At 61.4% G+C, this 22206-nt stretch carries 22 protein-coding genes and 2 tRNA genes; 7 read left to right on the top strand and 17 right to left on the bottom strand.

Translation table 11 applies throughout. The features are described from left to right. Positions 1-168: 168 nt before the first annotated feature. From M0654_RS13115 to M0654_RS13100, 4 genes are all read right to left on the bottom strand, one after another. Complete coding sequence (locus M0654_RS13115) at positions 169-3084, bottom strand: valine--tRNA ligase (RefSeq protein ID WP_248683502.1); 2916 nt, start codon at positions 3082-3084, stop codon at positions 169-171. 120 nt (positions 3085-3204) lie between these two features. After that, entirely contained in the window at positions 3205-4056 is an 852-nt protein-coding gene (locus M0654_RS13110; RefSeq protein WP_449289664.1) for a DUF2497 domain-containing protein, read from the bottom strand. 226 nt (positions 4057-4282) lie between these two features. Next, complete coding sequence (locus M0654_RS13105; RefSeq protein WP_248683500.1) at positions 4283-4936, bottom strand: protein-L-isoaspartate O-methyltransferase family protein; 654 nt, start codon at positions 4934-4936, stop codon at positions 4283-4285. A gap of 142 nt (positions 4937-5078) precedes the next feature. Then, complete coding sequence (locus tag M0654_RS13100) at positions 5079-5276, bottom strand: hypothetical protein (protein WP_248683498.1); 198 nt, start codon at positions 5274-5276, stop codon at positions 5079-5081. Between the two features lie 324 nt (positions 5277-5600). Between M0654_RS13100 and M0654_RS13095 the strand changes: the two genes are divergently transcribed. After that, positions 5601-6656: a type I restriction endonuclease gene (locus M0654_RS13095; RefSeq protein WP_248683496.1), complete on the top strand. Its 1056-nt coding sequence runs from the start codon at positions 5601-5603 to the stop codon at positions 6654-6656. 38 nt (positions 6657-6694) lie between these two features. On the opposite strand, the gene M0654_RS13090 is transcribed toward M0654_RS13095, so the two are convergent. Next, positions 6695-6768 (bottom strand) — tRNA-Cys (locus tag M0654_RS13090). A 186-nt stretch (positions 6769-6954) separates the two neighbouring features. Continuing rightward, positions 6955-7227: a hypothetical protein gene (locus M0654_RS13085; RefSeq protein WP_118849527.1), complete on the bottom strand. Its 273-nt coding sequence runs from the start codon at positions 7225-7227 to the stop codon at positions 6955-6957. A gap of 387 nt (positions 7228-7614) precedes the next feature. Here M0654_RS13085 and M0654_RS13080 point away from each other — a divergent pair, with 387 nt between their 5' ends. After that, on the top strand, positions 7615-8256 hold the full coding sequence (locus tag M0654_RS13080) for an exopolysaccharide biosynthesis protein (protein ID WP_248683495.1): 642 nt from the start codon (positions 7615-7617) through the stop codon (positions 8254-8256). A 7-nt stretch (positions 8257-8263) separates the two neighbouring features. On the opposite strand, the gene M0654_RS13075 is transcribed toward M0654_RS13080, so the two are convergent. Next, positions 8264-8569 (bottom strand): hypothetical protein, encoded by a 306-nt coding sequence (locus M0654_RS13075; RefSeq protein WP_390920228.1) that lies wholly within the window; start codon positions 8567-8569, stop codon positions 8264-8266. 150 nt (positions 8570-8719) lie between these two features. Here M0654_RS13075 and M0654_RS13070 point away from each other — a divergent pair. The 4 genes from M0654_RS13070 to M0654_RS13055 all read left to right on the top strand — a co-directional run bounded on the left by M0654_RS13070 (position 8720) and on the right by M0654_RS13055 (position 10887). After that, positions 8720-8794 (top strand) — tRNA-Asn (locus tag M0654_RS13070). A 210-nt stretch (positions 8795-9004) separates the two neighbouring features. Beyond that, on the top strand, positions 9005-10180 hold the full coding sequence (locus M0654_RS13065; protein WP_248683494.1) for a zinc-dependent alcohol dehydrogenase: 1176 nt from the start codon (positions 9005-9007) through the stop codon (positions 10178-10180). Between the two features lie 14 nt (positions 10181-10194). Next, the gene (locus M0654_RS13060) at positions 10195-10716 is read left to right on the top strand and encodes a hypothetical protein (RefSeq protein ID WP_248683492.1); all 522 of its coding nucleotides are present in this window, start codon (positions 10195-10197) and stop codon (positions 10714-10716) included. Between the two features lie 9 nt (positions 10717-10725). Continuing rightward, positions 10726-10887, top strand: coding sequence for a hypothetical protein (locus M0654_RS13055; RefSeq protein ID WP_248683491.1), 162 nt, complete (start codon positions 10726-10728; stop codon positions 10885-10887). 78 nt (positions 10888-10965) lie between these two features. Here M0654_RS13055 and M0654_RS13050 read toward each other — a convergent pair whose 3' ends face one another. Then, complete coding sequence (locus tag M0654_RS13050; RefSeq protein ID WP_248683490.1) at positions 10966-11559, bottom strand: cysteine hydrolase family protein; 594 nt, start codon at positions 11557-11559, stop codon at positions 10966-10968. A gap of 19 nt (positions 11560-11578) precedes the next feature. After that, positions 11579-12379, bottom strand: a complete 801-nt coding sequence (locus M0654_RS13045) for an SDR family NAD(P)-dependent oxidoreductase (RefSeq protein WP_248683489.1) — start codon at positions 12377-12379, stop codon at positions 11579-11581. 161 nt (positions 12380-12540) lie between these two features. Here M0654_RS13045 and M0654_RS22780 point away from each other — a divergent pair, with 161 nt between their 5' ends. Further along, positions 12541-12675: a hypothetical protein gene (locus tag M0654_RS22780; protein WP_282571629.1), complete on the top strand. Its 135-nt coding sequence runs from the start codon at positions 12541-12543 to the stop codon at positions 12673-12675. Between the two features lie 7 nt (positions 12676-12682). Here the strand turns inward: M0654_RS22780 and M0654_RS13040 are convergent, their stop codons facing one another. From M0654_RS13040 to M0654_RS13005, 8 genes are read right to left on the bottom strand one after another with little or no spacing between them, the layout of a single operon-like run. After that, the gene (locus M0654_RS13040) at positions 12683-13438 is read right to left on the bottom strand and encodes a TIGR04290 family methyltransferase (RefSeq protein WP_248683488.1); all 756 of its coding nucleotides are present in this window, start codon (positions 13436-13438) and stop codon (positions 12683-12685) included. A 3-nt stretch (positions 13439-13441) separates the two neighbouring features. After that, complete coding sequence (locus M0654_RS13035; protein ID WP_248683487.1) at positions 13442-14482, bottom strand: UDP-glucuronic acid decarboxylase family protein; 1041 nt, start codon at positions 14480-14482, stop codon at positions 13442-13444. A gap of 12 nt (positions 14483-14494) precedes the next feature. Continuing rightward, entirely contained in the window at positions 14495-15607 is a 1113-nt protein-coding gene (locus M0654_RS13030; protein WP_248683485.1) for a CgeB family protein, read from the bottom strand. Then, the gene (locus M0654_RS13025) at positions 15604-16695 is read right to left on the bottom strand and encodes a CgeB family protein (protein ID WP_248683484.1); all 1092 of its coding nucleotides are present in this window, start codon (positions 16693-16695) and stop codon (positions 15604-15606) included. Before M0654_RS13025 ends, M0654_RS13030 begins: the two co-directional genes overlap by 4 nt. Further along, on the bottom strand, positions 16692-17822 hold the full coding sequence (locus tag M0654_RS13020; protein WP_248683483.1) for a CgeB family protein: 1131 nt from the start codon (positions 17820-17822) through the stop codon (positions 16692-16694). The genes M0654_RS13025 and M0654_RS13020 overlap by 4 nt, the downstream gene beginning before the upstream one ends. Positions 17823-17824: 2 nt before the next feature. Continuing rightward, on the bottom strand, positions 17825-18940 hold the full coding sequence (locus tag M0654_RS13015) for a glycosyltransferase family 4 protein (protein ID WP_248683482.1): 1116 nt from the start codon (positions 18938-18940) through the stop codon (positions 17825-17827). Further along, entirely contained in the window at positions 18937-20979 is a 2043-nt protein-coding gene (locus M0654_RS13010) for an NAD-dependent epimerase/dehydratase family protein (RefSeq protein WP_248683480.1), read from the bottom strand. Before M0654_RS13010 ends, M0654_RS13015 begins: the two co-directional genes overlap by 4 nt. Then, positions 20976-22082: an NAD-dependent epimerase/dehydratase family protein gene (locus tag M0654_RS13005; RefSeq protein ID WP_248683479.1), complete on the bottom strand. Its 1107-nt coding sequence runs from the start codon at positions 22080-22082 to the stop codon at positions 20976-20978. The genes M0654_RS13010 and M0654_RS13005 overlap by 4 nt, the downstream gene beginning before the upstream one ends. Positions 22083-22206: the final 124 nt, after the last annotated feature.

The following is a 22206-nucleotide window of genomic DNA, read 5'->3' as shown; positions in this document are numbered from 1 at the left end:
TGAAAAAATATCACCTACTTCAAAAGGTGTGTGGCAACTCAGCAACAGACGCAGTTTCTGGATCTTCGCATCTGCAAAACGCGTAACCGGAGCCTACAACGACCCATAAAAAAATGCCGCACCGGGTTACCGGCGCGGCAATGTGATTGGTCAACCGAATCGAAGCGGTCAGCCGGCTTCGGAAACGCGAAGCATTGCAGTCCTCAGGTTGGCGATCTGGATTTCCAGTTCCGCGAAGCGCTCACGCTCGGCGGCAACCACTTCCGGATCAGCATTCGCCACGAACTTGTCGTTAGCGAGCTTCTTGCCGATGCGGTCCATCTCCGCCTGCGTCTTGCCGATGTTCTTTTCGATACGTGCCTTTTCGGCAGCGAGATCAATCAGCGTGCCGAGCGGGAGGCATGCTGTTGCTTCACCGACGACAACCTGCGCCGCACCCTTCGGTGCAACATCGGCAAGCTCAATGCTGGCAACGCGAGCCAGGCGCCCAATCGCGCTCTCGTGCTGCTTCAGGCGGCCTTGCGTCAATTCATTGGCGCCAACGACAACAAGCGGCGCCGTGGCGGACGGCGGAACGTTCATTTCGGCGCGCGCGGAGCGCAGACCCGAAACGAGGTCGACGAGCCAGTTGATCTCTTCGGCCGCCGCATCGTCAGCAAAGCTGGCCAGCGGCCAGTCTGCGTGGCAGAGCAAACCATCGCGCTGCGCCGTATGCGCCCAAAGCTCTTCCGTCATGAACGGCATGAACGGATGCAGCAGCTTGTACGTCTGTTCAAGCACATAAGCCATGCAGGCCTGCGCCTCGGCCTTGGCCTCTTCGTCGTCGCCCATGAAGATCGGCTTCAGGAGTTCCAGGTACCAGTCGCAGACCTGGTTCCAGACGAAACGATAAAGCGCGTTGGCCGCCTCGTTGAAGCGGTGCGTCTCGATCGCCTGTGTCACGTCGCCAACGGTCTTCGACAGCTCCGTCAGGATCCAGCGGTTGACGGTGAGCTTGGCATTTTCCGGCACGAACGCAGGATTACGCGACACGCCGTTCATTTCCGCAAAGCGGGTCGCGTTCCACAGCTTGGTGCCGAAGTTACGATAGCCAGCGATGCGGGCTGGGTCGAGCTTCACGTCCCTGCCCTGTGCCGCCATGATCGCCAGCGTGAAGCGCAAGGCGTCAGCACCATATTCCTCGATCAGGTCGAGTGGGTCGATGACGTTGCCCTTCGACTTCGACATCTTCTGGCCATTCTTGTCGCGAACCAGCGCGTGGACATACACGGTGCTGAACGGCTCAACCGGATTGCCTTCCTCATCCTTCATGAAGTGCAGGCCCATCATCATCATGCGGGCAACCCAGAAGAAGATGATGTCGAAGCCGGTGACGAGGACGTTCGTCGGGTAATAGCGCGCCAGTTCCGGCGTCCTGTCAGGCCAGCCAAGGGTGGAGAACGGCCAAAGCGCCGAGGAAAACCACGTGTCGAGCACGTCCTCGTCACGCGTCAGGATCTCGCCCGGCTGGAAGTTTTCAAGCTTCTCCTGGACCCAGGCCTTCCATGGGCCCTCATGGGCCAGGTAGTGCTGGACGGCGGCGTCGAGCGCTTCTTCTTCCGTCTTCTCGACGAAGCACTGGCCGTCCGGACCATACCAGGCCGGAATCTGGTGGCCCCACCAGAGCTGGCGCGAAATGCACCACGGCTCGATGTTCTCCATCCATTCGAAATAGGTTTTTTCCCAATTCTTCGGGACGAAGTTGGTGCGGCCCTCGCGAACGGAAGCAATCGCCGGTTCCGCCAGCGTCTTGGCGTCAACAAACCACTGGTCGGTCAGCATCGGTTCGATGACGACGCCGGAGCGGTCGCCAAACGGCTGCATGATCTTCTTGTTCTCGACGTAAGGAATGTCGTTGCCTTCCGCGTCCTTGACGGTCACGGCAAGACCTTCGGCATTGATGGCTTCGATGATCTTCTTGCGCGCTACCATGCGGTCGAGACCGCGATACTCGTCCGGAACGAGGTTCAGGTCGTCGACCTCGGCTTCGCTCGGCAGTTCGCCGGACCTGGTGATCTCCAGCGCTCGGGCGGCGCAAACGGCATAGGGCTCGCCGTCATCGCGCATCGAAGCCGTCGTATCCATCAGGCGATACAGCGGGATCTTGTTGCGGCGTGCAACCTGGTAGTCGTTGAAGTCATGCGCGCCGGTGATCTTGACCGCGCCGGAGCCGAAGGTCGGATCAGGATATTCGTCGGCAATGATCGGAATCAGGCGGCGATGTTCTTTCGGGCCAACCGGTATTTCGCAGAGCTTGCCGACGATCGGCACATAACGCTCGTCAGAAGGATGAACGGCAACGGCGCCGTCACCCAGCATGGTTTCCGGACGCGTCGTGGCGATCGAGATATAGTTGCGCTCTTCCTGCAGGACGACGTTTCCGTCAGCATCCTTCTCGACATAGGTATAGGTTTCGCCGCCGGCCAGCGGGTACTTGAAGTGCCACATATGGCCGTCGACTTCCTTGGACTCGACTTCCAGGTCCGAGATCGCCGTCTCGAACTTCGGGTCCCAGTTGACGAGCCGCTTGCCGCGGTAGATGAGCCCTTCCTTGTAAAGCGTTACAAAAACTTCAAGAACGGCCTTCGACAGGCCCTCGTCCATGGTGAAGCGTTCGCGCGACCAGTCACAGGATGCGCCAAGCCGCTTCAGCTGGTTGAAGATCAACCCGCCGGATTCCGCCTTCCATTCCCAGACACGATCAACGAAGGCCTCGCGGCCCATCTCGCGGCGGCCCGGAAGCTGACGTTCCATCAACTGCCGCTCAACCACCATCTGCGTCGCGATACCGGCATGGTCCATGCCCGGCTGCCACAACACGTCCTTGCCGCGCATGCGCTCGAAGCGGACCATGATGTCCTGCAGCGTGTTGTTGAGCGCGTGGCCCATGTGCAGCGAGCCGGTAACGTTCGGCGGCGGGATTACGATCGTGAAGGTTTCCGCACCCGGCTTTGCATTGGCGCCGGCGCGAAACGCATCTGCCTCGTCCCAGGCCTGAGCGACTTTGGGTTCAACGGCGGTGGAATCGTAGGTCTTCTCAAGCATTTTCTGGCCTGTTTCTTGTCTGAACAGAGATGGAGCGGTGTTAAAGATGTGGGGCCGCGGGAGTCAATAAAAAAGCCGCCCCGTTCCCGGAGCGGCCTTTTATCCGAACCCGACGGTAAACTAGCGGCGCGGACCGCGGGCCACGCGCTCGATCTCTTCGCGCACGAGGCGTTCGACCAGCGTCGGCAGGTTGTCATCGAGCCATTCCTGCAGCATCGGGCGCAGCATGTCCTGCGCCATATCTTCAAGCGAACGGCGCTCCATTCCGTTGAACACCGCGGCCAGTTCGCTGAAGGAGCGAGCCACATGGGCGCCGGCTTCCTGCGACAGGAGGCTTGCGGTTTCTTCAATCTTGGCCGGCAGGCTGCGTGCGGCATCCTGCGAAGGGCGCACTTCCTGGCGCAGTTCCGGCTCATGACGCGGTGGCATCGACTGGCGCGGCTCGACGGCGGGGGCTTGAGCGGCAGAAACCTGTTCGGCGCGTGACGGATATTGCTGGGCCGGTGCACTTACCTGTTCGGCGCGCGGTGCGGGAGCAGGCTCGGGCATGCGGAACTCTGGCATGCGCGGGGCGATTGCAGGCTCTTCAGGCTGCGCAACGGGGGCAGCCGCGACCGGAGCTGCTGCTGCTGCACGCGCGCTGCTGGCCTCCTGCTGGCGGGCGGAGGCGGCACGCACACGGGCTGCGACATCGGCGAGCGACAGCGAGCGTTCTGCACCCGCCGGTGCCTGGGCGTTGTGCGAGGAAAAGTCCATCGGCTCGTCGCGCGTCGGCAGGCCGCGGTCGTTGGCGACGATATCCGGCGTGAAACCCTGTTCTTCCTGTTCGATCTCGTCTTCGAAATCGACCGGCATCAGGTGCGGCTGGGGCGAGTCCGCAGTCGGCTCGTTGCTTTCAATGATCCGTCGAATGGAAGCCAAAATTTCTTCCATGGAAGGTTCACGCGCTACATTTGGCTGAGCCATTTCAATCCCCGCTGTTACCGCACTTGATTCGGCTCCAACCGCAGAAGCGACGAATCGCAGTGACTTTAAGATCTTGAGCGGGTTCGAAACAATCACTAGTGCCCCCGCCGCGGGAGGCATGCACAGTTTTGTTGGCGAGGTGAATCTTCGATGTCACACCCGCCTGCGTGGTGAACCGCCAAAAACAAAGGGGCCGTTTCCGGCCCCCTGTGTCATTCAAGAGCGTTCAAGCTTAGAATACAAACTCGCGTTCGATGCGGAAGCCTGGAAGCGGCTTGACCGAGCTGTTGAAAGCCGAGCCTTCCGAGATCACGCCGTTTTCGCGCACCAACACCTTGGCCTGGCCGGTGCTGCCGTAACCGATGACACCGACGAGGCGACCGCCATCACGAAGCTGGTCGAGAAGTGCTGCCGGCACCTGTTCGACGGCGCCGTTGAGGAAGATCAGGTCGTAAGGCGCTTCCGCCGCATAACCCTGCTCCAGCGGGCCGTTGACCACGGCCACGTTGTCGTATCCGAGCGAAGACAGCGTGGCAGAGCTCTGGGCGACGAGCGCTTCATCTTCTTCCAGCGACACGACGGAACCTGCCAGGCGGGACAGAAGTGCCGACGTGTAGCCCGTCGCGCCACCCACTTCGAGCACCACGTCGTCCTTTGTGATGGCAGCAAGCTGCAGGAGCTTTGCCAGCGGCGACGCCTTGATCATGTAACGACCGGGGGAAACTTCGATATCGCCATCGATATAAGCGAGGGACTTCATCTTCTCAGGCACGAAGGCCTCGCGCGGCACGTTATAGAATGCCCGCAGAACAGAATGCGACGTGACGTCGGTGGTGCGGATCTGCGTGTCCACCATCTTCAAGCGCGCGGCTTCGAAATCAATCATCTCGGTCGGTCCCAAATCAGCCGGCCATGTGCCGGTCCTTTTGGCCCGTCTTAATCGCGGCTTCCGATGCTTTCAAGGTCTGGCGGACACTCGAGAAGAAATGGAATGGTTCTTGTAGCCTAAAGACGCGACGTGTGCCGCCTTATGCATAGGCTGGAGGTGCGGTTTCCAGCTTGGCTGCCGTGCTGTAGTCGCGGCCATAGGAAGAGCGCAGGCTCTGCTCCTTTTCGGCCGCGTGCTGTTCGGCGATCGTCAGCGGAAACACACCGTCGGCAAAGGTGCCGGTGTCTTCAAGGTTGTTGTTGGAAAAACGCCATGTGCCGATAAACCTGGACAACATTCTCCACCTCCTCCGTTCGTCCCATTCAAGTCCCCGGGACGCCTTTCGGTTCCGAGGCTACGGCGCGAATTGTTAAAAAGAGGCGACCTTGCACCGCACACAAGATGAAGCTGGTAAATGGTTGTTTGAGATGTGGGGCGCGGGTGCCGATCATGGACCGCAAGGGGGAAGCGCTGCCTCAATTAGCTCATGGATCTTCCGTCGCGTGAACGGTTCCGGAGCGGGGTGAACGGGGCACATAAAAGCCCATGTCCCCCGCCAAACGGCCGCTTGACGGTCGCGCGAGCTTCAGCCACCCTTACTACAATAACGGGTGGGGGAATCATGAGCACAATCGAAGAAAGTCTTCGCGCCATAGCGGAGCGCGTGAAGTCGCATTCATCCACCATGGCGACGGAGGAGGCAGTGAAGACTGCCGTAGTCCTGCCGTTTCTCAGGGCGCTCGGCTACGATGTCTTTGACCCTTCGGAAGTTGTGCCCGAGTTCACTGCGGATGCTGTAGGGAAGAAGGGTGAGAAAGTCGATTATGCTATCAAAATCGATAACGAGATCCGGATCCTGATCGAGTGCAAGCCGATCTCTGTTACGCTCGAGAAAAAGCATCTGGACCAACTCTACCGATATTTCAGCGTCACCAACGCCAAATTCGCCATCTTAACCAATGGTCGCACGTTCAATTTCTACACTGACCTTGACGCTCCAAATAAGCTCGACGCTAAGCCATTCTTTGTATTTGACGTCGCGGACTTCAACGCAGGCATCGTTTCCGAATTAAAGAAATTCGAAAAGGCTTCGTTCGATGTTGGCGCCATTCTGGCGACTGCGGAACGCCTGAAATACACGTCGGGGGTGAAGCAGGTTCTCTCAAAACTGATCGAAGATCCCTCCGATGAGTTCGTGAGGATGGTCTCCTCAGGCGTTTATGAAGGCAGAATGACCCAACAGGTGCGGGAAACCTTCACCGGGATCGTTAGGTCGGCATTCCGGGAGGTGATAATGGATACGGTCAAGAGTCGCCTCTCAAATGCTCTCGCAGACACAGAAGAAGTCATCGAGAAGATCGATACCCCTGTGGACGAGGAGCCCGATATCGTCACCACAGATGAGGAGCGAGAAGGGTTCATGATCGTCAAGGCGATCGTTCGCGATACGATCAAGGCCACGCGCGTGACGATGCGAGATCAAAAGACCTACTGTGGCATCTTGATTGACAACAACAACCGAAAGCCGCTCGCCCGATTGTGGTTCAACCGATCGGTCAAGTACATCGGTTTGTTCGACGGCGAGGTCGAAGAGCGACTGATCGTCGAAAGCCTAGACAAAATCTACGATTACAGTGAAAGGCTTCGGGCCACAGCGAGGAAATACGCAGAAGCCTGACGGCACGCTAAGCAACGCGGGTTTATGTCTGGAAGAGATGGAGGCCTCGCCGAGAATCGAACTCGGGTGCAAGGATTTGCAGTCCTCTGCGTCACCACTCCGCCACGAGGCCATCCGGATGCTGAAATCAGCGAGTGGTGACGGGCGTTTAGAACGAATCGAGAGTGGGTGCAATAGGCCCTGTCCGCAGATCGTGCATTTTTCACAGGGCCGTGTCGGACACGCCCCGCAGTGCGTGCAAAAACTGGTCCATGCCGGCCCCCACGCCCTCAGCCCCCGGGCAAGGCGCCGGGTCAATTCAGGCCGGCCAATAGATGTCGGATCGGAAATCGGCCGGAATATCAACGAGGCCCGAAAGCACTTCTGCCACGTACCGGATCTGCATGGCGGGATACTCTATCTCGCGGGGGATGGGCATGTTCGTCAGCGCCCGGCGGTTGCGCCATTTCGGGTAACCCAGCGCATTCAGCCGCCGTTCGGCTTCGCGTTCCACGTCCCGCTGCGTCGGCGTGGCGCAGTCTTCTTCGGGGTAAGGTTTCCCAAGCCCGCCTTCGATTACTCTGAAGCCCATATCCGCCCCCGCGGCCAGTCCCGATCCATTCTTTGTCTTGAGGCGCGTCCGGTTCGGAGCCTCCGGACCAGAATGGGTAGCGCATGCTGTAGAATGTGCTAACATACCGATACAGCTTCTTGGGGAGGATTTTCGGGCGGCGGACATGCGGTGGAGGAGACCGTCATGGAATATTTCGCATTCGTAACTGCACTCAATCCCATCGTGCTCGGCGTGCTGGCAATCGTGCTCGCCTGCGGCGCCTATGATCACTGGGCGAGCTCGAGGTAAGTCTGCGCTTCAGGCCTTGCGCTTGTGTGAGCGGCGTGCCCTCCGCGGCCCCGTTTCTTTGCGTCGGATTCGAATGCTGCTATGCAGGGCGCAATCGTGGCTGCATGGAGCAAGACATTGGACGCAAGCATTGAATTCCAGGATACCTCAACCTCGCTCAGCGGCACATTGCGCAACCTGATCGGCGGCATCCAGGGCCAGTCGGTTACGCTGCGGCAATTGATGGACGCGGTGGGCGAGCAGGGTCTCCTGCTGATTTGCGCCGTCGCCTCCCTTCCCTTCCTGATCCCCGTGTCGATCCCCGGCGTCAGCACCGTCTTCGGCGCGGCGATCATCCTCGTCAGCCTTGCGATTACGGCCAACCGCCTGCCCTGGCTGCCGCGGCAGATCCTCGACCGCCGACTGGAATCGGCAAAACTCGTTCCGGCGCTCGAAAAGGGCGTCAGCATCGTGTCACGGCTCGACCGTTACCTGAAGCCGCGCCTGACGGGGCTGACGTCGGGACGGCTCATCAACCGCATCAACGGGCTGGCGATCACCCTTGCGGGCGTGCTCCTGATGTTTCCGCTCGGCCTCATCCCCTTTTCCAACACGCTTCCGGGAATCGCCATCCTGCTGTTGTCGACCGGAATGATCCAGCGCGATGGCGTCGTGGTGCTCGGCGGCTACCTCTTCAACGTCATCACCATCGTGTATTTCGGCGTGCTTGCCTATTTCGCCTTCAGCGCCGGCCAGGGCATCGCGTCGCTGTTCGGCTGAGAAAAGCTTATTTCGGCGCCGATCGGTCGGCGCCGTTCTTTCTCGCCTGCCGCCTCGCCCACCAGAGCGCGATGCGGCGGCGCTTGCGCCGGACGGCGGGAAGATCGTGCGACAGCACAAGCAGCCCCAAGGGCACCATCCAGAACCCGAGAATCGGAAGAAAGCCAAGCGTGCCGCCGCACACCAGCAGCACGCCTGTGGTGATGCGTCCCGCCCGCGACTGCGGCATCGGGACCCGAACGGGGCCGATCAGAAGCTTTCCCGTCAGCGGATCAATGCCGAATTTCTTCTCACCCTTCTGCACCACCGACACCGAGGCTCCTTTGCATGACTGTTTCAACAGGCGAAAAATGGGGCCCAGCGGTGGATAAAACAACCAAGTGCATTTTTTTCAAAAAAAGCGCTTGGCAAAACCGAAAAGCATCAGTATTACCCGCCGCACACGCCGCCACCGAGCGGTTGTTCCCTGGTAGCTCAGCGGTAGAGCATTCGACTGTTAATCGACAGGTCGCCGGTTCGAATCCGGCCCGGGGAGCCATTTCTTCTTCAAGAGACTGGCTCTTTCCGCCTCAAGCGTCATAGACGCTGAACTCCAGACACCTCTCATCTATCTTCCGCCGCGTCCCTCACAGGCTCGAATTTTCGCGCGCCGTGGAAACTTAAACGGCTTCTCGTTGTTCCCTCCCTGAAAATTTGTCCGCCTCGGCCTTCAAAATCAGACGGCCGAGCGGGAGCGAAGGGAGATGAAATGAGAGCTCTGGTCTGGCACGGCAAGGAAGACATCCGCTGCGACACGGTTGAAGATCCCAAGATCGAGGACCCGCGCGACGCCATCATCAAGGTGACGAGTTGCGCCATATGCGGCTCCGACCTGCACCTCTTCCACAACTACATCCCCGCCATGAAGCCCGGCGACATCATGGGCCATGAAATGATGGGCGAAGTGGTCGAGACTGGCTCCGGAATCAACGGTGCCTTGAAGAAGGGCGACCGCATCGTCGTGCCTTTCACCATCAACTGCGGCGAATGCGACCAGTGCAAGCGCGGAAACTATTCCGTCTGCGAACGAAGCAACCGCAACAAGGACATCGCCGACAAGGCATTCGGCCATACCACAGCGGGCCTTTTCGGCTATACGCATCTCACCGGCGGGTATCCGGGCGGCCAGGCGGAATACATGCGCGTGCCGTTTGCGGATACAACCCACATCAAGGTGCCGGATAGCCTTACCGACGAGCAGGTGCTTTTCCTCGGCGACATCTTCCCGACCGGCTGGCAGGCCGCCGCGCAGTGCGACATCGAGCCGACCGATACCGTTGCCATCTGGGGCTGCGGCCCTGTCGGCCAGATGGCGATCCGCAGCGCTATCCTGCTTGGCGCCAGGCAGGTGGTGGCGATCGACCGCATCCCGGAACGGCTTACCATGGCGCAGGCGGCCGGCGCGATCACCATCAACTTCCAGGATGAGAGCGTCGTCGAGCGCCTGAACGACCTCACATCCGGCAAGGGCCCCGACAAGTGCATCGATTCCGTCGGTCTCGAATCGCACGTGTCGTTCAGCCAGCCGGACACCGTCATGGACCGCGCCAAGCAGATGATGATGATGGAAAACGACCGTCCGCATGTGCTGCGCGAGATGATCTATGTCTGCCGTCCGGCCGGCATCATCTCGATCCCCGGCGTCTACAGCGGCCTCGTTGACAAGATCCCGATGGGCCCGGCCATGAACAAGGGGCTTACCTTCCGCATGGGCCAGACCCACGTTCGCCGCTGGACGGACGACCTGCTGCGCCGAATCGAGGAAGGCGAAATCGACCCATCCTTTGTCATCACCCATCGCGCCAAACTCGAGGATGGGCCTGAGATGTACAAGGTCTTCCGGAACAAGCAGGACGACTGCATCAAGGTCGTGCTGACGCCCTGATCGGAGAGAAAATCATGAACTACATCGCAAACATGGTGCAGCCCAAGAGCAACCCGAAGATCATCTCCTCGGGCCCAAGCTCGCGCGACTCCGCCGATCAACTGACACGGGCGCTTGGCTGGTTCAGCATCGGGCTGGGACTGATGGAGATTTTTGGCGCCAACCGCATGAGCCATGCTCTCGGCATGCCGCGCGCCGAAGGCCTCATCCGCGCTTATGGCGTGCGGGAGATCGGTGCGGGTGTGATGACGCTCTCCACCGAAAAGCAGGCGGGCCTCGTCAGCCGCGTGGCAGGTGATGCGCTGGATATCGCCACCCTTGCCACCGCCATCCGTCCCGACAACCCGAAACGTGGCAATGCCGCCCTGGCGCTCGGTCTTGTGCTAGGCGTGACAGCGCTCGACATCATCGCGACGCAGGCCGTGTCGCGCCGCAACGCCCGCCGCTCACCCGGCCGCAACTACAGTGATCGAAGCGGTTTTCCTGCTCGTCCGCGTGCCGCGGCACCGGCCAGCAATAGCGCGTCGCAGATCTGAGGAGACAGTATGAGCAGAAGAGCCCTGATCATCCTGGCCGCCATCATCGTTGTCGCCGCGGGCATCATGGCGACGATCCCGGACAATGACCAGCCGGGGGCGGCGGCCGATCACCCCTCGCCGGCCACAGGCCAGCCCAAGAACCCGGCGGCTCCCGCGCCAGGGGCCTAGTCTGAGCGAGTATAAATCTAGAGAAGCTGCCTCACAGGGCAGCTTCTTTTTTTATGGAGATGTCTGGATCCGGGAGGTCTAGACCAGTACCGGCGCCTGGCGCAGAAACTCCTCGGTTGGCAGGAGTTCAAGCTGCACCGAGAAGCGCTGGGCAAGCACGTCGATCGCGGCGTCATGGGTGTCATCGGCGCCGCTGCAGACGGCATCCTCCAGCACCACCAGCCGGAAGCCGAGATCGATGGCGCCAAGCACGGTGGAGAGCACGCAGACGTCGGTTTCCCCGCCGCTGATCACCAGCGTATCGACGGACTCTTCCCGCAGTTGGGAAAGTAGCCGCGCATCGAGCCAGGGCGAATAGACCGGCTTGTCGAGCACGCGCGCCGGCGGCACGAGCCGCTTGAGCGGCGCGACGAGGTCGATCATGTCCGGCGGCATCTGCTCGCGGGTCATCACGTCCCACTTGCGGTAATAGTCCTGCCAGGCGCCCGTGGCGTCCTCCGCACGCATCGGCGGTACGAAGCGGGTGAAGATGGTGCGCGCTGCATGGCGCTTCGACACCTCTTCCACCTGCGGCAACACCCGCTCCATCCACGGCACGTTCCAGGGCGTATCCTCGGCAAACATCCGCTGCATGTCGACGCAGAGATGGCGCCAGTTTGCATCTGCTTTCATCAAGCCACCTTCAGGATCATCAGTTTCGGCTGTCGTCTGGCTCTGCCATCTTGCGATGCTGCTTGGCGAGCGTTTCGGCCGGCGTCACGTTGGCTGCGGCCGTCATGACCTTGTTCTTCCAGCCGGCGGCGACGTCACCTTCGCCATCGAGCATCGCCTCATAACCGGTCTTGGCGACAAAGGCCGGATCATCCTTCTTGCCCTGCCCAACCGGTGTGTCGAGCATGTCGGCGCGTTCAAAGAATTCCGTGTCGGTCGGTCCCGGCATCAGGCAAGTGACCGAAACGCCCGTCCCCTTCAACTCCTCGCGCAGCGCAAACGAGAACGAGTTGATGAACGCCTTCGTGCCGTTATAGACCGCCTGAAAAGCGCCCGGCATGAAACCGGCGATCGAGCCCGTGAACAGGATACGGCCCTTACCGCGGCTGCGCATGCGTCCTGCAACGCTGTGGACGAGTGCGATCGTGCCGCTGATATTCGTATCCACGACACGCTGCGCTTCGGCGATCTTCTGGTCAAGGAAGCCGTCGCCCAAGCCGCGACCGGCATTCGCCATCAACAGGTCCACCGGACGCCCGAGTGCGTCGAGGCCGGCAATAAACCGCCGCACGCCCTCCGGCGTCGCAAGATCGCCCTGCATCGCTTCGACGCTGACGCCGAATTCCTTCAGCGTCGCCGCCGCATCCTGGATGCGCGGCTCGTCGGCCACGATCACCAGGTCGTATCCATCCTGTGCGGCACATTTGGCCAGTTCGTAGCCGATGCCCGTCGAGGCGCCGGTGACAACGGCAAGGCCTTTTTCCGGTTGATTGGTGCTCATCAGATCCTCCAGATGCAGTCGCCAAAGCGCGACCGTTTCGGGGCGCTAACAGTTACGGAGGGAGATTGTTTCCTTTGTCCGACGGAGAAACCGTGTGGGTGGAACGCAACTTCTCGGGACGCGGGTGGTTGTCGCGGGGACATGTAGCAGGAGCATTTCTGATGAAAAACAACCGCACCATCATGATCATCGTGATTGCGATCATTGTCGTTGCAGGACTTGTGTATCTCCTGCCGGGCCGCGGTGGTGGCGAGAGCGAACAACCTTCGCCGCACGCCATCGACCAGTCGAACTAGAACGGCTTCAGAGATGCGGGGGCGGCTCGACCGCATAATGCCGCTCCCCGCGACGGCAGAGATAAACCTCCCGTTCCGGATTGGCCTCGATCGTGAAGCCGGAACTGCGCAGCATGGCTTCCATGGCCGGCTTGTTCGGAATGAACCAGTTGGTCGGGTCCGAGGCATACCGCTCTTCCACGAAGAACAGTTTCGGATAATCCGGTCGGTCGAATATCGCCCATTCTGAAAAATCGTAGTTCTCCTGCAGATCCGGGATCCGCTCGTCGCCGCGCTGCAGGCACTGGAAGAGCATCTGGTCCTTCACGACATGCTCGTAAAGCAGGTCGAGCGCCAGGAGCGGGTGGCGCAGGTGGTAGAGCACGCCCATGAAGATCACGAGGTCGAACTTTTCGTTGAGCTTGCCGACATCGTAGACAGACATCTGCCGGAACTCGACATCGAGACCTGACTCCGCCGCCGCAAAACGAGCCTGCTTCAGGTAATGCGGGTCGGCATCGATGCCGACCACACGGCCGGCATTCCGCCGTTTCATCTCCAGCGAATAGAACCCCGCATTGCAGCCGACATCTAGAACGCTCCTGCCCCCCAGGTCCTCCGGGATGATATGCCGGAAGCCTTCCCACTTGAACCTCGGATAGTCGCCCAAGAAATGGTCAGGGGCCGTCTGGATACCCCTGATCTCCAGATTGTGGAACCATGGTCCGAGCGCGGTTATCTGCTTGCGCAGGCTTTCGAGGTCGTGTTTTCTCCCGGCATCCATAACTCAGGCTCCCAACTGCATCTCGGCGACCGGAACGTGGCGCCGCACCGGCTGCATGGCCTTGTTTTCGGCTTCTCTGCCGAGCGTCGTCACGAACCAGTCGGCGGTCAGTTTAAGACCTTCCGACAGCGGAATCTTCGGCTCCCAGGTCAGGAGTTCCTTGGCCTTGGAAATGTCCGGTCGGCGGCGCTGCGGGTCGTCCTGCGGCAGCGGCCGATAGACGATCTCGGATGCGTTCGGCACCATCTCCACGACCATAGCCGCAAGCTCGTTGATGGTGAACTCGCCGGGGTTTCCGAGATTGACCGGCCCCTCCGGATTGGGATCGACATTCATCAGTGCCATCAGGCCGGCGACGAGATCGCTGACAAAGCAGAAGGAGCGGGTCTGTTCACCCGTGCCGTAGATCGTCAGCGGCGTCCCGGAGATCGCCTGGACGAGAAGGTTCGAGATGATCCGGCCGTCATTCGGCTGCATGCGCGGCCCGTAGGTGTTGAAGATGCGGGCGACCCGGGCATCGACCTTCCCGGCGCGCAGCATGTCGAAGCAGAGCGCTTCGGCTGCACGCTTGCCTTCGTCGTAGCAGGCGCGCGGACCGGTGCAGCTCACATTGCCGCGGTAATCCTCTCGCTGCGGGTGTTCCTCTGGGTCACCATAAACTTCGCTGGTCGAAGCCTGGAGAAACGATGCGCCGTGCTGTTCGGCAAGTGACAGCAGGTTGCCGGTACCGGCCACGCAGGTCATCATTGTATGCACCGGATCGGCCTGGTACTGCGGCGGCGACGCGGCACAGGCAAGGTTGTAGACCTGGTCGACGGGCTCATCCATTTCCCGAAGCGAGCAGACGTCTGCCTCGATCATGCGGAAGCGCGGATGGTTCATCAGCGGACGGATGTTTTCTTCCGAGCCCGTGATGTAGCTGTCGACACAGATGACGCGGTCGCCGCGCGCAAGCAGCGCATCACACAGATGCGATCCGACAAAGCCGGCTCCCCCAGCGACGAGAACGGTCTTACCTTTTCCATTTCGGGTTCTTTGAAGCATGAGACCTCTCCTCTAGGCTGAAGCTTGCTGAAGCATGGGTCGGAGATTGGACAATCGTTCAGGTAGTCCCAGGAGATCCGCCGCGAGTCCCCTCGCCCGCGCCAACCCTGTATGTCCGTCAAGGACAATGGCTTTCGCCCTGTCGGTCATCACCTGACGTTTGTCGTCAGCGATATTCGCCAGAGCTTCGATGACATCATCGGTCGTCCGCGCGATGGTGATGGCTTCGCCATCGGGCAGCAACTCGCCCAAGCCCCGCCATTCGTCACTGATGATCGGTGTGCCGCAGGCGGCGGCCTCGAACAGCCGCACGCTCGGCGACCATCCAGCGGCGATCATGTCGGCGCGCGTCACGTTCAGGGTAAAACGTTGCGCGCTGTAGAAGCTGGGATGCTGCGCTGGCGGCAGGTGCTCGATGCGCTCGACATTCTCGGGCCAGTCGATCTCCGCCGGGTATTGCGGACCAGCCACGACAAACCGCAGATGCGGCAGACGACGCGCTGGCTCGATGAGCAGCCGCTCCAGGGTCGGCTGGCGATCCGGGCTATAGGTGCCGAGGTAACCCAGGTCCCAGCGGAACGCCTCGCCGGTGTTCTGGTATCGATCAGCATCAACGGAGCAATAAAGGGCACATGCCTTCTGCGCGCCGTACTGCTCCAGCCGCGTCAGTACCTCGCCACCTGAGAAGGAGAAATACGCGTCGAAGACCGGGATCTGTCGACGCGCCAGATATTCCTCGTCGCCCCGGTCGAGCTTGGCGAGCGTCACCGGCGTGTCGATGTCGTAGAAGCACAAACGCTTCAGGTCGAGATCTGCCAGCCGATCGATCAGGGCGACGCCATCCGGCACATAAGATCCGACGATGACTGCATCCGCCTGCTCCAGCCGCGCGCGGTATTCCGCGAGCATGCCCTCGATGTCGCTGTAGTAGTCAAGTTGGCAGAAGTCCGGATCCGGCAGGTCGCGGTTGTTGGCGTACCAAGGCACGTCCCGTTCCAGGAACAGCACCCGGTGCCCGTCTTCCTTCAGCCCACGCAGCAGCGCGCGGAAGGTCGTGGCGTGTCCGTTGCCCCAGGAGGACGACAGCGTGAGCCCGAGGATGACGATGTCGAGTTGTTTCGTCATTCGGCAGCCTCCCGACGCGTGTTCGGATGGTTGCGGAAGATGGCATCAACGTCCCCGGCGCGATGCGCATAGGTGTGCTCCGCCAGCACCCGAGCGAGCGCCCGTTCGCCGATCTGCCGCGCCTTGTCAGCATCCAGTCCCGCCATGATGTCGATGACGTCCTGCCCGTCGCGGGCAACCAGCACCTCCTCGTCCGGCTTCAGGAAAAGCTCGATGCCTTCCCAATAGTCGGTGATCAGGCAGGCGCCGGCGCCGGCGGCCTCGAAGACGCGCGTCGCTGGCGAAAAACCATTCTCGGCCATGCTGGCGCGGGAAATGTTGAGCACCGCCTTCGGCGTCACGTTGAAGGCGTTGTGATCCCGGGTCGAGACATGCCCGATGAAGTTGACGTTCGGCGACATGAGCTTGTCGTGCCAGCCGGAGCCACCGAGCAGGAAGGTCTGCTGCGGCAGATGCGTTGCCGGCTCCAGAAAGAAGTGCTCCACCCGGGCTTCACGGTCCGGCAGGCGGTTGCCGAGGAAGCCGAGGTCTGCGTTGAAGCGCGGATTGGCGGCAACCGGATGATGCGTTTCCGGATCGAGCGCATTGTAGATCGGGATGCAGTCAGCAGCACCCAGGGCACGATAGGCATCCACCACCGGGTCGCCGCCACCATAGGTCAGCACAAGGTCAAGCTCGGTCAGCGCCTTCCGCAGGGGATGGTCAGCATGTGCGCGCAGCTCCGCCAGGGTTGCCGGGGCGTCGACGTCCCAGAAGATCTTCAACGCATCGGGCCGTGCGTTGCGCAGAACCTCCGCCAAGAGCAGGTCATCCTCGAATCCGACGCCACTTGTCTTGACCACGACATCGGCCTGCGAAGCTTCGGCTGTCACGCGCTTCAATGCGTCGACCGTGCCGTCATAAACCACGACCTTGCACCATTCCGGTGGGTCGATGTCGCGGTTCTTCTGCCGGTCATAAACATCGGGCTCGTAGAAGGTGATGTCGTATCCCTTCTGCGCCAGCGCACGCAGCAGCCCGCGATAATAGGTTGCCGCACCGTTCCAGTAGGCCGAGACGAGGCTCGAGCCGTAAAAGGCGATTTTCATTCCGCAGCCTCCCGTGGGGCGAGTTGTTCCGTGACACGCGCCGTGCCGCACTGGCCAAGGATCGCCAGCAGTTCATCGACGCGGTGGCGGCAGGTGTGCCGTGCCTGGATGGTTTCCAGTCCCGACGTGACCAGGTCGTCACGCAGGTCCGCGTCGGCGAGCACCTTCTCGAGCAGGCGTGTCATCTCCTCGCCGTCCTTCGCAATCAGGTAGTCCTGGCCGGGGCGGAACAGCCCTTCGGCGTCGTTCCAGGGCGCGGAGATCAGCGGAATGCCGCAAGCCAGCGCCTCGAACACGCGGATCGTTGGAATGCCCGGCAGGTTCTCGACATAGGGCCGCCGCGGGATATGCACCGTGACATTGTGGCTGGCGAAAGCGCGTGGCGCTTCGGCATTGGCAATCCAGCCGCCGTACTGGATGCCGGCGTCCGAGAGCGCATCGAGCGCGTGCTGGGGATAACGCACACCGCGCACGGTGACCTTGAGTTTCAGCTGGTCGACCGGACGGACGAGAAACTCCACGATCTCGGCCGATCGCTCGTCATCGCCCCAGTTGCCGATCCAGATCAGGTCACCGGTCTTCTCGACCTCCGGCCGCGGCCTGAACAGCGAGTCGTCAGCCGCCTCGTGCCAGGTATAGACGGTCCGGCCCCAGCCGGCCTTCAGGTAACGTTCCCGCAGCGTTTCACCGAAAGCGAGGACGCCGTCATAGTCCTGCAGCATCAGCCCGGCGATATCACCCTCGGCCGACACGGCACGATGGTGCGTGTCGTGGAACAGCAGGGTAAAGTGCCCGCCATCGCGGCGCGCCTTGCCGATGCGCTCCACAAGCGCGGGCTCGGTCCATTCATGCACGACGACCACGTCGGCATCGGCAACGGCCGCTTCATGGTCGAAATCCTCGCCGTAGATCTGCGAGTTGAGGTCCGGAAATGTCTCCCGGAACTTCTCGATTGCCACCGCCCCCTGCTCTGCCACGAGGTTGTCACGGCTCCAGGAAATCTTCGGCTCGAGCGCCAGCGCTTCATGGCCGCGCCGCACCAGGTCGCGCATCACGCCACGCAGGAAGTGGGCGTTGCCGTGGTTCCAGTCCGAAATCAGCGAATGCGTGTAAAATAGGAACTTCATGCTTACTCCGCTGCAGTGAGAGACTGTGTGGCCGGCAGGAGCTGCCGGTAGATTTGTGCAACCGCGAGCGCCTGAGCTTCGGAGGTAAAGTCGAGCGATCGGCTTTGGGCGCGTTCGCCAAGCTCCCGCCGCAACGAGGGATCGTCGGCCAGTCGGTTGACGGCTTCAGCCAGGGCTTTCGGATCGCGCGGATCAAAGAAAACTGCCGTGTCGCCCCAAAGTTCGCGGTAGGTCGGGATATCGGCTAGCACGAGGGCCGCACCCGCACGGGCCGCTTCCAATGCGGCAAGCCCAAATGGCTCGTAAACCGACGGTGAAACCACGATGGCGGCCCCGGCCATCAGCTTCATCGCCTCGCCATGCGCCAGTTCGCCATGGTGCTGGACATTTTCGAGCGGTAGGTACTGGCGGTTCGGACCGCTGTTCGAGCCGACCATCACCACCGGCCAGCGAATATCGGCAGCAGCCTTGTCCAGCACGGCGCCGTTCTTGCCATCGTCCCACCAGCGAGCGGCGGCAAACACCAGTTCCTGCTTCGGGCCATCCGCCATCGGCACCTTGGAGGCATTCGGCACCACCTGCAGACCGGTGACCGGTCGATAGACTTCCCGCATCAGCGCGGCATAGCTCTGGCTCGGTGCCAGCACCGCGTCTGCCCGTTCCAGGCCCCGTGCATTCAGCGCCAGCTGCCACTGCCATGGCTCAGGCACACCCGTGCCGCGCACCGCCTTGAACCAGGTCGCCGCGCAGGAATGCGACACCACGACGGCCGGGACAGTTACAGCAAGATCCGCTGCCTGGGACGGCAGGTTGAGGTGGATAAGATCCACGCCCTCAGACACAGCCAGATCCGCAATGATCTTCGGCACGTCCTTCAGCGCCGCCTCGTCCTCGACCATCCAGTCGAGCGGTGCATCGCAGCTGACGAGCTTTCCGATCGCTTCGGCCTCGCGAACCTTCGCGGCGGAGGGTGCCGGACCGAACACGGCGAAGACCGTTTCGATCCCATGCTGACGCAGCCCGTCCGCGAGGTCGAGCGCATAGCGCCAAACCCCACCGACTGCGTCCACGGTCATCAGGATACGTCGAAGCTCGGCTCCACGTGGTCCAGCCGTCATGCCGATACCTTCTGCTTTTCCGGGAAGAGTTCGCGCCCACCGAAGCGGTGCTCCGCCAGCCATTCGGCCAGGTGCCGGATGCCACCGTTCCAGCGGATCCTCGCCTGCCAGCCAAGCTCCTGTTCCAGGCGACGCGTATCGGCGACGAAATAGAACTGGTCGCCGGCACGCCAGTCACCGAACTGCGTGTCGATGCGATGGCCGGTCACCGTCTCGATCTCGTCGATCACCATGCGGATACTGACCGAATTGCGCGGCCCGCCACCGAGATTGAAGACGCTGCCCTTCACCTTGTCGATGTTGGACAGCACCAGCCGATAGGCCGCGACGGCATCGTCGACATGCAGGATGTCGCGCACCTGCTTGCCATCGCCGTAGATGGAGATCGGCTCGCCCGCGAGCGCCCGGATGAGGAAATGTGCCACCCAGCCCTGGTCTTCCGTACCGAACTGGCGCGGACCATAAATACAGCTCATGCGCATGACGGCTGTCGGCAGACCATAAGATTTGGCATAGTCGAGCACATACTGGTCGGCGACGCCCTTCGAGCAGCCATAAGGCGTGCAGAAATCGAGCGGACGATCCTCGCCAATGCCGTTCAATCGGATGCCCGCATGTGCCGGGACATACCGATCTTCCATCTCCAGCATCTTCAGGTCTTCAAGCGAACCATAGACCTTGTTGGTGCTGGCAAAGACCACCGGTGCGTCCCTGCCGGCCTTGCGCACGGCTTCAAGCACGTTGATCGTTCCCCGCGCATTGGCTTCGAAGTCGTCGAGCGGATGTACGAGGCTCGTCGTCACCGCCGTCTGCGCGGCAAAGTGGAAGACCGCCTTGGCGTCGGTGAAGGCAGCCTCGATGCCGCGCAGGTCGCGGACATCGGCAAGCACCGGATGAACACGATTGCCGTGGCGCTCGCGCAGCCAGGCAAGGTTCTGGTCCACCCCCGGTCGCCCGAGATTGTCGAGAATGACGACGTCCTCGCCGTCCTTCAGGAAGCTTTCGGCTAGGTTCGAACCGATAAAGCCGCTGCCGCCCGTGATAATGATGGGTGCCGCACCGGACGCAACATTCGGCGTTGCAAGCCGCGTCACTTCCTCCAGCCGCGATACGCCGCCTTCGGTCAGCAGGCGGGCCAGCAGCTTCGGCTGGTTGTCGTAGGTCACGGCCCCGAGATGATAGTGCCGCGGGTCGAACCACAGTCCTTCCTGCACCGGCACGTCGGGCGCCACGTCCGACCACGCATACCAATACATGCGGTCCGCTGGCACGTTCAGCGCCTTCACGAAGCGGCGCGCCTGCTCCATCTCGTCGCTGCGCCAGGTCGAGTAGCCGGTCTCGGTGATCCAGACTTCAGCCTCAGGATTATGCCGGTCGAGAATGCGGCGCATTTCGCCAAGATGCATGTCCCAGCCGCCCCAGGTGCCTTCCTCGCTATCCCAGGTTCCAGGGAAACCGTGGAAGCCGACGGCATCCACCACCTGCAGCACCCCGCGCTCGCCCATCAGGTTGAGCCAATACGGGTCGAACGGGCATGGTCCGCCAAGCACCGGCTTCCAGCCGCGGTGCTTCGCCCAGTAGGCGGCACCACCGACCATCTCGCAAAACAGCTGGAAATCGCCGTCTTCCCGCCAATCCCAGTCGAGCAGGTTGTTCGGCTCGTTCCACAGCTCGATATGGCGGAAGTGCTTGCCGTACCGGGTCAGTACATGATCCACGAAATCGGCATATGCCTTGAGATCATGCGGCGCGCCGGAAGATCTGCCCGTGCGGGACATGGACGGCGGCGTGTAGTGAATGCAGGGCAAGAGGTCGATCTCCTGCCCAAGCCGCGGCATCAGCCAGTCGAACCAGGCCTCGCCGCCCGGCGCGAGATATTCCGCCCAGGAAAGATGGGTGCGAAGGTAGCTCGCACCGCTTGCCAGGATGTCCGGCATGACGCGCTCCGCGCGCTCGTATTCGCCGGGGCGAAACCATTCCACAAAGCCAAAGTCTCTCTGAGGTGGAGAGGCCCCTTCGGTAGAAGCGGACGTGCTCATGATACAAGACCCCGTTCTTCCAGCTGACGCTTCATTTCCGCACCGCGATCAATGGCGCCGGTGCTGCGGACCCATTCGGCAAACGGCCCGAGCGAGTTTTCCAACCGGTAGGCCGGTTCGAAACCGAGAAGCTCGCGCGCCTTGGAAATGTCGGCGAAGCAGTTGCGGATGTCGCCGGAGCGCGCCTTGTTCATGATGTCCGGCTTGGTCTCCGGCACGCCCATCGCGTCGGCGAGAAGCTGGGCGACTTCCTCGATCGTGTAGGCCTGGCCGCTGCCGACATTGATGACATGGCCGGTGGCATTCGGCTTTTCGAGCGCCAGGCGGAAGGCCTTTGCGACATCACGCACATGTACGAAGTCGCGGCGCTGCTTGCCGTCCTCGAAGATCATCGGCGGCTGGTTGTTGGCGAGCCTTGAGGCGAAGTTCGCCAGAACGCCGGTATAGGGGTTGGAGAGGGCCTGGCCTGCGCCGAAAACGTTGAAGAGACGCAACGCGACGGCTTCGATGCCATATGCCTCGCCGAAAATCAGGACCTGCTTTTCCTGCGCATATTTGGTCAGCGCGTAGATCGAGGCCAGATCGACCGGCTTTTCTTCGTCGGTCGCGATCGGCGTCAGCGAACGCCCGTCCGGCGACAGCGGCTCCCACTCACCCTTCTTGATGCGCTCGCCCTTGCGCCGGACGATACCAAGCAGTCCGCCGTCTTCAGTCTGGTAACGCCCTTCGCCGTAAACGCTCATGGAGGATGCCACGACAATGCGCTTGATCGGCCGGTCGATCATCGCCTCCAGCAGCACCGCGGTACCGAGGTCGTTGCCGCCGACGTAACGGGCAATCTCATACATGGACTGGCCGACGCCGACTTCGGCTGCAAGATGGAGCACGCCATCCACGCCATCCAGCGCCTGTTCGACGAGCGCCTTGTCGCGGACATCGCCCCGCAGCACTTCCACTGTGTCGGGGATTACCACTTCCGCGTCGCCATGCACCTGGTCGATCAAGGCATCGAGGATGCGAACATCATAACCATGTTCGAGAAGTTCTTCCGTCACATGCCGGCCGATAAAGCCGCATCCGCCAGTTACCAAAATCTTTGCCATAGGGACCCCTGAGCTTGCGAGAATGTGAACTCGTGGGGTCCGAACGGTGGGTGAAGGCGAAAGTTCCTTCTTCTATGACATCTTTGTCATCATCAATGACATCTATGTCATCAACCGTCTGCCT

The organism is Neorhizobium turbinariae, from assembly GCF_023223505.1.
Taxonomy (GTDB): Bacteria; Pseudomonadota; Alphaproteobacteria; order Rhizobiales; family Rhizobiaceae; genus Neorhizobium; species Neorhizobium turbinariae.
This window is presented reverse-complemented; position numbering and strand designations above follow the sequence as displayed.